This is a genomic window from Marivirga sp. (assembly GCF_024636815.1).
Taxonomy (GTDB): Bacteria; Bacteroidota; Bacteroidia; order Cytophagales; family Cyclobacteriaceae; genus Marivirga.
The window spans coordinates 1-11657 of record NZ_JAGXGF010000172.1 but is presented as its reverse complement, the minus strand read 5'-3'; the positions used below and the strand labels follow the sequence as shown (position 1 = coordinate 11657).

General features: G+C 32.8%; 15 protein-coding genes. All 15 read left to right on the top strand.

Annotated features, from left to right (window positions below):
• Positions 1-761: 761 nt before the first annotated feature.
• A complete protein-coding gene (locus Q0L29_RS12665; protein WP_296622193.1) occupies positions 762-1751 on the top strand; it encodes a manganese catalase family protein in 990 nt (329 codons plus the stop codon).
• A 26-nt stretch (positions 1752-1777) separates the two neighbouring features.
• Positions 1778-2305, top strand: a complete 528-nt coding sequence (locus Q0L29_RS12660) for a ferritin-like domain-containing protein (RefSeq protein WP_296622191.1) — start codon at positions 1778-1780, stop codon at positions 2303-2305.
• A 45-nt stretch (positions 2306-2350) separates the two neighbouring features.
• Entirely contained in the window at positions 2351-2506 is a 156-nt protein-coding gene (locus Q0L29_RS12655; protein WP_296622188.1) for a lmo0937 family membrane protein, read from the top strand.
• Between the two features lie 74 nt (positions 2507-2580).
• Positions 2581-2880 (top strand): YtxH domain-containing protein, encoded by a 300-nt coding sequence (locus Q0L29_RS12650; RefSeq protein WP_296622186.1) that lies wholly within the window; start codon positions 2581-2583, stop codon positions 2878-2880.
• 40 nt (positions 2881-2920) lie between these two features.
• A complete protein-coding gene (locus tag Q0L29_RS12645; protein WP_296622184.1) occupies positions 2921-3271 on the top strand; it encodes a hypothetical protein in 351 nt (116 codons plus the stop codon).
• A 111-nt stretch (positions 3272-3382) separates the two neighbouring features.
• Positions 3383-3838, top strand: coding sequence for a hypothetical protein (locus tag Q0L29_RS12640; RefSeq protein ID WP_296622183.1), 456 nt, complete (start codon positions 3383-3385; stop codon positions 3836-3838).
• Between the two features lie 41 nt (positions 3839-3879).
• Positions 3880-4935 (top strand): endonuclease/exonuclease/phosphatase family protein, encoded by a 1056-nt coding sequence (locus Q0L29_RS12635; protein WP_296622181.1) that lies wholly within the window; start codon positions 3880-3882, stop codon positions 4933-4935.
• A 76-nt stretch (positions 4936-5011) separates the two neighbouring features.
• Entirely contained in the window at positions 5012-5170 is a 159-nt protein-coding gene (locus tag Q0L29_RS12630) for a hypothetical protein (protein ID WP_296622180.1), read from the top strand.
• 54 nt (positions 5171-5224) lie between these two features.
• Positions 5225-5533, top strand: coding sequence for a YetF domain-containing protein (locus Q0L29_RS12625; protein WP_367275782.1), 309 nt, complete (start codon positions 5225-5227; stop codon positions 5531-5533).
• A 301-nt stretch (positions 5534-5834) separates the two neighbouring features.
• Positions 5835-6326 (top strand): hypothetical protein, encoded by a 492-nt coding sequence (locus Q0L29_RS12620; protein WP_296622177.1) that lies wholly within the window; start codon positions 5835-5837, stop codon positions 6324-6326.
• 415 nt (positions 6327-6741) lie between these two features.
• Positions 6742-7332, top strand: a complete 591-nt coding sequence (locus Q0L29_RS12615) for a DUF4142 domain-containing protein (RefSeq protein ID WP_296622175.1) — start codon at positions 6742-6744, stop codon at positions 7330-7332.
• A 33-nt stretch (positions 7333-7365) separates the two neighbouring features.
• Positions 7366-8004: a DUF6799 domain-containing protein gene (locus Q0L29_RS12610; protein WP_296622174.1), complete on the top strand. Its 639-nt coding sequence runs from the start codon at positions 7366-7368 to the stop codon at positions 8002-8004.
• Between the two features lie 45 nt (positions 8005-8049).
• A complete protein-coding gene (locus Q0L29_RS12605; RefSeq protein ID WP_296622171.1) occupies positions 8050-8508 on the top strand; it encodes a PA2169 family four-helix-bundle protein in 459 nt (152 codons plus the stop codon).
• A gap of 288 nt (positions 8509-8796) precedes the next feature.
• Positions 8797-9252: a hypothetical protein gene (locus Q0L29_RS12600; RefSeq protein ID WP_296622170.1), complete on the top strand. Its 456-nt coding sequence runs from the start codon at positions 8797-8799 to the stop codon at positions 9250-9252.
• A gap of 397 nt (positions 9253-9649) precedes the next feature.
• The gene (locus Q0L29_RS12595; protein WP_296622168.1) at positions 9650-11518 is read left to right on the top strand and encodes a helix-turn-helix domain-containing protein; all 1869 of its coding nucleotides are present in this window, start codon (positions 9650-9652) and stop codon (positions 11516-11518) included.
• The last annotated feature ends 139 nt before the right edge of the window (positions 11519-11657 follow it).

The window sequence follows — 11657 nt, the reverse complement described above, 5'->3', positions numbered from 1 at the left end:
GATAGGAAAAGCTTTTCCATATAATCCAATATACTGCGTTATCTTCCCTCGATATAGCCCGCTATATCTTCTCAAAGACGCCTTGTCTATTGAATTATATGAAAATCTGAATTTACAAATTAGAGTCGAACTCAGGTTAATACTAATTTGCTTAATTGGAAAACAAATATAAATCAAATTGTGACATATAAAACCGAGCACCCATTTATAGGGTTCAGATGTATAGCCGAAATTCAAGATAAACAAAGTAATAAATCTGAAATTTTAAAGTACATTAAGTCAAAATACTTTTCTCAGATGGAAATAAAAATATTCCTTTAAACATCATTAATTTTTGCTTAAAATGAAGTCAGTTTTTTTAATAATATCAAATAATAAAAGTGCCTCCTTTAAAAAATCAAAAGATCAATTATTACAACTACCCTCCATACTTCAGAGCGCTATATAAAAAACCAACCAGAGCACTCTTAATTACATTTAATATCGAAAATTCCATTTAAAACAAATTGAAACTCATTTCTATATAATATAAAAACATACTATTATCATTTCCTATCGTAAACTCTTCTACTTACCCCAAGCTTAGACCACTTTTGCATCATTAAATTTATTTGATTTTATCTTAAAAAAAGAATGTGGGAATCATATAAATCTTCACAATATTGATGTAACATTTTACATATTTTACAACATTAAATTTGGTTAATAATACATGAGCACTAAGCCCCTTAAATGATAATAAAACCATAAAAAATACAGCTATGTTTCATCACGTCAAAGAATTACAATTTAATGCCAGAGTTTCTGAACCTGACGTTCGTTTCGCAAAACTACTTTTAGAACAATTTGGTGGGCCAAATGGCGAGTTGAAAGCAGCCATGCAATATTTTGTTCAGGCTTTTGGCTGTAGAAAAGCCGCTCCTGATAAATATGATATGTTGATGGACATAGCGACAGAAGAATTTAGTCATCTTGAAATCGTAGGCGCCACTGTTCAAATGCTTCTCACAGGCGTAAATGGAGAACTAAAAAATGCTGCTGATGAATCTGATTTAACCAAAATGTTAGATGGGAAAGCCGCCAAAGAAGATTACATACATGAAGCCATGACAAATCCTCAATTCTTTCTAGTTAGTGGCGGGACCCCTACTCTAACTGATAGTGTGGGCAACCCCTGGAATGCTTCCTATATTATGGGAATGGGAGACTTAACGGCTGATCTTCGATTAAATGTTGGAGCAGAAACTAGTGCTAAGATGGTTTATGAGAACTTGCTAAAATATACTGATGATCCTTTAGTAAAAGAATCACTGCGTTATTTAATGACAAGAGAAGTGGCACACTTTCAAATGTTTCAAGCTGCTTTAGACAGTATCAAACCAAACTTCCCTCCTGGAATTTTACAAAGCGACCCTAGATACAGTAATAAATATTTCAATATGTCTAAAGGTGAAAAAGGTAAAGGTCCATGGAATCAAGGCAAAAGTCCGGAATTAGGTGAAGAGTGGCAAATTATTGATAATCCATTGGAGCATGTTCAGCAAACAAATGGCTTATTAAAGGAAGAAGCTAAAGGAACGCAGAGAACGGAAAAATCTGTACAAAAAGACAATAAATCATTAAGTGAGGAACGAAAAGCTGAAGTCGATGAAGCAACACGTCCTGATAATGGTCATATGAGTTGGTCAGCTTATGAAGAGGAGGTTGAAGTTAATTCTGATTCGGTATTGACCGATCTTAATAACAAATAAATTATTAACCAAAAAAATATAAAATAATGCAAAATCAAAAAATAGCAGATTCTCCCGTGAAATCTTCTCAATTAATGAAATTATTTGAAGATGAATTGAAAGACATTTATTGGGCAGAAAAAGCATTAATCAAAGCAATTCCTAAGATGATTAATAACGCAACATCTCAAGATTTGATTGATACACTAAAAAGTCATCTTGAAGAAACAGAAAATCAAATTACCAGAGTGGAAAAGGTTTTTGAATCGATGGATAAAAAAGCAAGTGCAAAAAAATGCGAAGCAATGGCAGGCTTAATCAAAGAAGCAGAAGACATAATGGAGTCTTGTGAGGAAGGTGCCATGTGTGATGCAGGCATTATTTCGGCTGGCCAAAAAGTGGAACACTATGAAATTGCTTCCTATGGAACCCTCCGTCAGTTTGCAAACATATTGGGTTTGACTGAAGCAGTATCATTACTTGAAGCCAATCTTAATGAAGAAAAAGCGGCTGATGAAACCTTATCAGAAATTGCTGACGCAATAAATATGGAAGCAGCCATAGAAGAGGAATAAAAATAGCAGCATGAAAACCAAGAACACAAATATTTAAAAAACCTCATGAAATATATACTTTATATAATTGCAGTAGTAATGATAATTATTTGGATAATAGGTTTTTTTGTCTACAGTCTAGGAGCAATTATTCACCTTCTGCTAGTAATAGCATTAATATCAATCCTGATAAAGGTTTTCTCAGGAAATAAATCAATATAATAAATTAAGAACCGTTAAATCCGCTTCATCACACTCCCTTTGTGAGTTCGGTGAGGCACAAAACTAAATCAATTATGAGCAAAAGTAAAACAGTATTAGGAACATTAGCAGGACTTGCCGCTGGCACAATAGTAGGTATATTATTAGCACCGGAAAAAGGTTCAGCAACACGCAAGCAGATCATGGATAAAAGTGATAACTACATGGATCAGCTGAATTCAAAGTTTAATGAACTTTCACATTCAATTTCGGAAAAATTTGACACTACTAAAAAAGATGTACAATTTTTAGCGGGTAAAGGAAAAGCTAAATACGATAATTTGAAAAAAGATGTTAAAAATGCAGCATCTGATGTTGAACATTCCGGATATTAATTTTTCATTAAATCAATTAAAAACTCTTAAAAAGTAAATTATGGACGACAATGCAACATCCTTTGAAACGCTTTTAAAACAGGCAGAAGACTATAGCAAAAAATCCATTAAATTGTATAGACTAAAAGCAATAGATAAATCAGCTGATACTGCTTCATCCTTTGTTTCGTTTCTTGCTATTATTATTACCGTTGCATTGTCGCTCTTAATTTTAAATATCGGTTTAGCTATGTGGATTGGAAAACTACTTGGCGAAACCTTTTATGGATTTTTTGTAATTGGTGGTTTCTATGCATTTTTAGCGTTGCCCCTCCACATTTTTCGTGACCAATTGATAAAATATCCTATTAGCAATTCCTTAATAAAATATTTGCTGAAGCAAAAACTATAGTGTATTGGGTCTTGATTGCTCAAAAACCATCATTATGGTTATTTCACTTAGCTGCAGTAGTCATTTTAATCAAAGGCACGTCAGTAAATTAAAAATGTAAATAATAATCAAATGAAAAATGAGACAGATGCATTGACCGTAACAATTCGCGAACTAGAAGAAAAACGCGCTAAAGAGTTGAGATTACTTAGGGCACAGTTTCATACCACCTACGAGAGTTTAAAACCTCTGAATTTAATCAAAAGTACATTTGATGAGGTATCCTCTTCCTCAGAATTGAAAAGTAATTTTTTAGCTAATGCAATTGGATTAGGAACAGCAGTTCTCTCCAAAAAACTAGTGGTGGGCAGTTCCCACAACCCTATAAAAAATCTATTTGGCACCCTATTACAGTTTGCTATAGGAAATGTTGTTTCGAAGCATACCATAGATGTTAAATCAAAAATTGTAAACTTTCTGCATTTTTATAATAAACGCAGAAAAGAATCAAAAAAGGAATTTGACGATACCAGTAACAACATTAAAATGACAGAAATAAATAGCACGAAGAAACTTTTTCGCAACTGAAAATTTAAACGACAAGCTTCAGCAATTCTTAAAATAGATAAATGCGCATATTTACCTTAATATTATGTATCATCGTCCTTATAGTCACAGGATTACCGCTGATTAACAAAGCAGAATGGTGGATAAGAATTTTTGAATTCCCTAGAATTCAGATTGCTGTTTTAGCTTTAATATCAATAATTCTTGCATTTATTTATATAAAACTCAAATGGATCTACAAGGCACCATTATTATTACTTCTCATAATCTCTTTAGTCTATCAGCTTAAATTTGTGGTGGTTTATACGCCTCTTCATAAAACTCAGGCGAAAGATAGCAATGACCCTAATGTGGAAAATAGTTTTACCCTTATGGTTTCAAATATACTGATGGAAAATCAGGAGAAACAGCGTTTCCATTCACTTGTCAAAAAGATTAATCCTGATATATTATTCATTAATGAACCTAATCAAGTATGGGCAAACTCTATCAAACAGCTTGAAGTGGATTATCCATATTCAGTCAAATGTCCATTGGATAATACCTATGGAATGATACTATTATCCAAACTTAAGCTGACCGAAAGCACTGTAAACTTTTTAGTTCAAGATGATATTCCATCCATTTTCACCAAAATCACCTTAGCATCAGGAACCGTTATAGATTTTTATGGAGTTCACCCTGAACCTCCAAGACCAGGTTCCGATACTTATGAAAGTGATACAGAAATACTTATAATTGGCAAAAAAATCAGGGAATCAGAAAATCCAACTATAGTTGCAGGTGACATGAATGATGTTGCGTGGTCTGATACTTCAAAGCTTTTCAGAAGTTATAGTGGATTAGTCGATCCTAGGGAAGGTAGAGGATTACACAACACCTATCATGTTTCTTTTCCACTGCTTCGTTATCCACTGGATCATATTTTATATTCTAAGGAATTTGGACTGATGACTCTACAGAAACTTGAAAACATAGGATCAGACCATTTTCCAATTCTGATTGGTTTAAATTATGAACCTGATAGCGATAATACTGAAGGCATGGAAGATACAAATTCTAGTGAGGAAGCAGAAGTTGAAGAACGACTTGAAAATGAAGAAGAGGAAAGCGTATAAAGTAAAGTTCAAAAACTATAAACCTTGCAAAAATATTTTATCAAAAAATGAACAACTCCATTAATTAAGAAAATAAATGGAAAATATTTGGTTCAATAGCTGGGACAACATCTTAAGCATAATCTGTGTCACCCCATTGGCTTATATCACTATGGTAATTATATTGAGGGTTTCCGGTAAAAGAACCTTATCAAAGATGAATGCCTTTGATTTTGTCGTTGCCATTGCATTATGATCAGTACTCGCAAGTGTTACGCTTTATCAAAATATCCCACTTGCAGATGGAGTAGTGGTATTTACACTTTTTATTGGATTTCAATACTTGTTTACCTGGTTATCTGTCAGGGTAAAAGCAGTGAAATCTTTAATTACCAGCAAGCCTTCTCTAATCTTCTATAAAGGTGATTTTAACTACCAATCTATGAAAAAAGAAAGAATAACCATTGAGGAATTTTATACTGCTGCTCTACAAAATGGATTTTCTACTTTAGATGGAATAGATTTCATAATTTTAGAAACTACTGGTGACATAGCTATAATTGAAAAAATAACGAACAATAAAAAAACTACATTAAAGGATGTTGAAATGGAACCATAAGAAATAATGGCTCTCGTTTATACTTTAAATACGGTAACATGAATTAGCAGATTTATAGCTTACTTGCTCTGAATAAGCTTATCAAATTATTAAAAAAAACGACTTTTCTCTTAAAATCAATGTGGGAATCCTATAAAGGATTTCAAGAATTGTGTAACATAATTTATTATGAGGTATTGATCTTTATAATACAATTATCAACCTATAATAAATTACTCACAATGTAAATAGAATTGAAATGATGGAAAATAGAAATCAAAAATCTATTAACATATCTACGAACCAAGATATGTTAACAGGAATGTTTCACGACCGTGAGAGTACAGAAAATGCTTATAAGACATTACAAGAAAAAGGTTATACAAAAGATGAAATCAATATAGTAATGTCAGGCGATACGCTGAAGAAACAATTTTCAGGTAATCACAAACACACTGAATTTGGAACCTACACGATTAAAAATGCTACTTATGACTCAACTATTGTCAGCAATGATAGTACCATTGCAGATGTAATAGGATCTAATGGAAGAAGTGTTATTGAACGTGGAAATGTAATAATTTTAGTGGGGCCCATATCCTCCGGCATTTCAGGTTCAGGAGCAAGCGGAATTCCAGGAGGAATAATCGCTGCACTCGTAGATTCTGGATTTTCTCGAGCAAGCGCTAATATTTATGAAGCAGGAATCAAGAAAGGAGACATAGTTTTAGGTGTTCAGATTCATAATGAAGAAGATGCCAAGTACTTAAAAAATGATTGGCGTACTAATAAAGTAGAAGAAATTCACATATAGAATTTCTAATGTACATAGATGTGGAATGACTTTTATTGTCATTCCACTTTTAAATTAAGCGTTGCCTAAGTCTATAGCTTTATCTGAAAAACCATCTTCAATGTTATTTGAATCGACAACTGGCAAATCTTATATCTTAATAAGTGTCCTGTACATTCCGAACTCTTTAAACTGACAATTAACAGTTAAATAGTCAAAATCCTTTATTTGATTTATAATGTGTGAATCCTATAAAGCATTTCCAAGATAGTGTAAATTAATCTATTAAAAGTTAGTGACCTTTAATTGTTATTCAAGCTCGTATATGAAGAAGATGCTCAATATCTCCAAGATAATTGGCGTAATAACAAAGCAGAGGAAGTTCACATTTAGGAATTCTATTATAAACAATATATCAACCCTTTAATAAAACAAAATGAAAAAGAACCACTATATAAAAGGAACATTGCTTCAGGTAACATTGGTTGCCTCTATTTTGCTGTTTGCAGCATGCGACAATAATCAAAACCAGCAAGGAAGCAAAGCTTCTGCTGAAGAACTTAATGATGAAAAATTTGATAATAACAAACAGGAAGAAGATGCAGAATTCCTTGTCGAAGCTGCCGAAATAAACTTAAAAGAAATTCATTTAGGACAACTGGCACAGCAAAATGGAAGTGCGACATATATTAAGGAATTAGGAAGAATGATGGAGGAAGCACATAGTAAATCACAAAATGATTTAAATATACTTGCTAAAAGTAAAAATATAAGCATTCCAAGCACTCCATCTGATGATTCTAATGATGCCTACACCAATTTAAATGAAAAATCAGGAAATGATTTTGACGAAGCTTATGCCGATAAAATGGTAGATGAACATCAAGATGCAATTAAAGCATTTGAACAAGCAGCAGAAAACATTAATGATAGCGAGATAAAAAATTGGGCAAGGGCTACTTTACCTAACCTCCGCAAGCATCTTGATCACGCAATTGAATGTCAAAATAAAAGTGACAATATTTAATTAAAAATTAAACGAACCTTAAAAAACAAAATAATGAAAAAAATCCTATTATCAATCGCAACAATCATGATCACCGCTGGTGCTTATGCACAAACTGAACCCGCAAATAGAGCAGGATTTCAGTCGGAAAAAAAGTATTACTCAGACATCGAAAACCCGAATCATCCAGATGGTTTCATGCTTCAGAATGGAGATCTAATGATGGTGAAAAAAGGAGAATTCACTCGAGTAGAAAATGACACCACGCTCAGTAATGGAACAGTCATTATGAGTGACGGCTATTATATGAAAAAAGACGAATCTAAAATGATGTTTAAAGAAGACGAACATATGGATATGTCTGGTGAGATTACTACCATAGATAAATCTAACTACAAAGATGATGAAGGTAAAAAAAGCCATCCAAATGGTTACATATTCCAAGATGGAAAAGTAATGAAGGTGAAAAATGGTGAAATGACTCCTTTAAATGAAGACGTAAAGCTTATAAATGGAACAGTCATAATGAGCAATGGCTATTACATGAAAGAAGGTGAATCAAAAATGAAGTTTAAAGAAGGTGAACATATGGATATGTCAGGTGAGATTACTCAAATTAATAAAAAGAAAGACGACAAAAATCAAAACAAAGAGCACCCTTTACCTAACAGTCCTGAGGACAATGATTACTAAACCACCTTTTTTAATAAAGTTTATAACAATTTAAAAAGAACCATAATGGAAAATGACAAAGCAATTGACGCTTTAAACTCGCTGATCACTATCAACAATGACAGAATAGAAGGTTATGAAACTGCATCAGAAATAAGCGAGGAAGAAGAATTACAAATCATGTTTACACAATTTATTTCAACTAGTGAAAAATGTAAGCAAGAATTAATTAGAGAAGTAAATACAATGGGCGGTGAAAAAGCCGAAGGTACTAAAGCTTCAGGAAAATTCTTTCGTACCTGGATGGATGTAAAGGCAGCGCTCACAGGAAAAGATCGTAAAGCAGTTCTTAACTCTTGTGAAAATGGTGAAGATAAGGCACAAGATGCCTATCAAGATGTATTGGAGAATGAAATGGAACATCTAACTACAGACCAAAAAAACATGGTAGTTGCGCAAAAATCATTACTAAAAGCAGATCATGATCATGTAAAAGCATTGCGAGATGCATTGATAGACGCATAATAGCTTTTATCGATTCATGCAGATTAATTTAATATAATAATGTCGGGAGAAATCTTTAATGATGGTAGGGTCGGAAAAAGTAGTTAGAAATCTATTTCTTTTCTAAACTTCAATTACTGAGGGTAGTGTCTCATATAGTGTGTTCCCCCTTAACCAAAAAATGATTTTTCCTGACTTATTATTTATTGCCTATGTAAAAATGAAAAATAGATGTTTAATTTCTATTTACATTCCTTAAGACTACATAGAATTTTTAACCAAAAAAATATAAAATCATAACAACCAAAAATGGAATTAAATATTTTCCTGTTAACAATTATATCAGGATTTGTAGGAACAATTGCTATGACTATTGTGATGTACTTATATGGAAACTTAACTAAAAAGAAGACCAAAGTTGTACATATTTTAGGACTAATGATGACGGGTAACCTAGCCTTATCAAAAGAACAAAAAACAAAGATTTTAACTACTGGCTCAATAGCACATTTGTTTATTGGGATATTATTTAGCTTTGCGTATTTTTTATTATGGAATTGGGGTGTATTTAATATTTCCACTTTCGACTCTATAATTGTAGGCGCATTAAGTGGGGTCTTAGCTATTATTGTTTGGAAATCCTATTTCAATGTATATCGGAAACCTCCCAGAGTACCTTTGCCACACTATTTTACCGCCTTATTTATTTCACATATAGTTTTTGGGTTGGTAACTGTAAGTGTTTTCAATTTAATTTCAGATTAACCTCAATTTTGGCATCAGCTATAAAAATCACTGAGGGAATGATAGCCCCTTTTTTTATTAGAAGAGATAAAAAGAGATGCAATTTTCATCAGCATATATAACATTCCTCCAAGCAACCTAAACTTTTTAGGATAATCCTTATCAATTTCATGTGGTAAATAAAAATCAATATTATACACATGAAAATAATAAAATTTAAAGCTAGTGAAATAATGCAAATAGCAATACAGTCTTCCTGAACACCAATTATTACAAAGCTTTACAGAAAATTAAGGTATTTGAATAGCATGTAATCATTGTATTTGAATTGGTTGGCCAAATGTAGAAAAAGACTGCTAAAGATTTCAGCAATGAAATCATTCTTAATAACAACAATTTCTCGTATATTCATATACAAATGAGTATATCAGATTCCAATAATAGTAATTCATTCATTAGCAAACTGCAAGAAAAGCTAGAAGCTAACCTTAGCAATGAAAAATTTGGAGTAGAAGAATTAGCTGATGCTATAGGGCTAAGCCGTTCTCAGGTACACCGCAAATTGAAAAATGCAACAGGCCAATCCATTAGCCAATTTATCAGAGAATATAGGTTGCAAAAAGCCAAAAAATTACTTCTTCAAGAAGATTTCTCTGCTGCTGAAGTAGCCTATAAAGTAGGGTTTAACAGTCCCACCTATTTTAGTAAAGCCTTTCATGATTACTTTGGAGCGACTCCGGGTAAAATAAAAAATTCAACCTCTGAAATAAAAAAAGAGAAGAAAGTCAAAAGGATCAATTATAAACTCTATGCCATCTTAATCATTATAGTTGCGCTAATCTTTGTCTTCTTTTATACTAAAAAAAATGAAATTGAGGAGAAATTAATTCAGGAAAAATCAATAGTTGTCCTCCCTTTTGCTAATATGAGTAATAATCCAGATCAACAATATTTTTCTGATGGTATAATGGAGGCAGTACTTAATCACCTGACGGCACTGAAAGATATGCATGTAATCTCTCGTACGACTTCAATGCGCTATAAAGACACTGATAAATCCATACCAGAAATAGCAAAGGAACTAAATGTCAACTACGTCTTAGAAGGGGGTGTTCAAGAAAGTAACGGGAAAATAAGAGTCAATGCACAGCTTATTGAGGGTAAAACTGATAATCACCTTTGGTCAGAGCAATACGATCGAAAGCTCGAAAACATATTTACCATTCAAACTGACATAGCTAAAAACATTGCTGAAGCACTTAACACTTATATTTCCCAAGAAGAAATCATTTCAATTAATAAACCCATAACACATAACCCAGTAGCCTATGAAAATTATCTACGTGGAAAATATTTACTGGAAGGGAATTGGTCGCTGGAAAACAGTAAAAAGGCAATAAACCACTTTGATGCTGCTATTCAACGTGATCCTGAATTTATAGAAGCTTATATTTGGATGGGTAATTCTTACATTACCCAAGGCACCTGGTATGGAAATCTAAGTAATAAACAGGCTAAAAAATTAGCAAAACCATATTTCGATAAGGCAAAAGAAATTGACCCTGAACATCCTCTGCTTCTTTGGAATATAGCCTTGATAAAATATTTTTTCGAGTGGGATTTTAAAGAGGCTGCAAAACTGATTGAAAAAGCAAAGGAACAAGGTAGCAGGTCTGGTTATATCGATTTTCATCTTGATCTGATATTGAGAAAATTTACAAAAGTAATCAAGGAGTGTAAACAGGAAATTAAATCAGATTCCTTTGCAGGCACCATTTACTGGAATTTGGCATATGCCTATTATCATATGGGAGAAACTGATAAAGCACTTCAAATCATTAAAAAAGGTTTTGAAATTGATCCTGACCAAGAAGCCTATTATGACCATTTTGGCAATTTATACAATGCATTGGGTATGCATAAAAAAGCAGAAGAAACTTTGAAAAAAGGACTGGAAGTATCCGACAAGAGGCATGCTTCCATGATAGCACATTTGGCCATTACTTATGACAAGCTCAATCAACCAGCTCTTCGGGATATGCTTATAAAAGAGCTTCGAGAGCGAATAGCTCAAAATGAATCAATGATCAATGTCTTTACTGCCCATGCTTATGCAGGACTTAACATTCCAGATAGTGCTTTTTATTATCTGGAAAGATCATATAAAAGACATGAGGTTGATTTGATTTGGCTACAAACAGACCCTAATTTACTCTTGCTTAAAGATGATCCTCGTTATGTAAAACTACTAGATAAAATAGGGTTCCCGGAAGAAAATCGTCCTTAAACCTTAATAACCTGAGTTCGATTCTAATTTAGGATTCAGAACGCCTGTAAATAGTGAGTTTCAACTAAAAATTCTGAAGCAATAGCGGGCTATTGTAAGGAATTTTTAGGAAGAAAATCGCTGTTTAGAGGTGGGATAG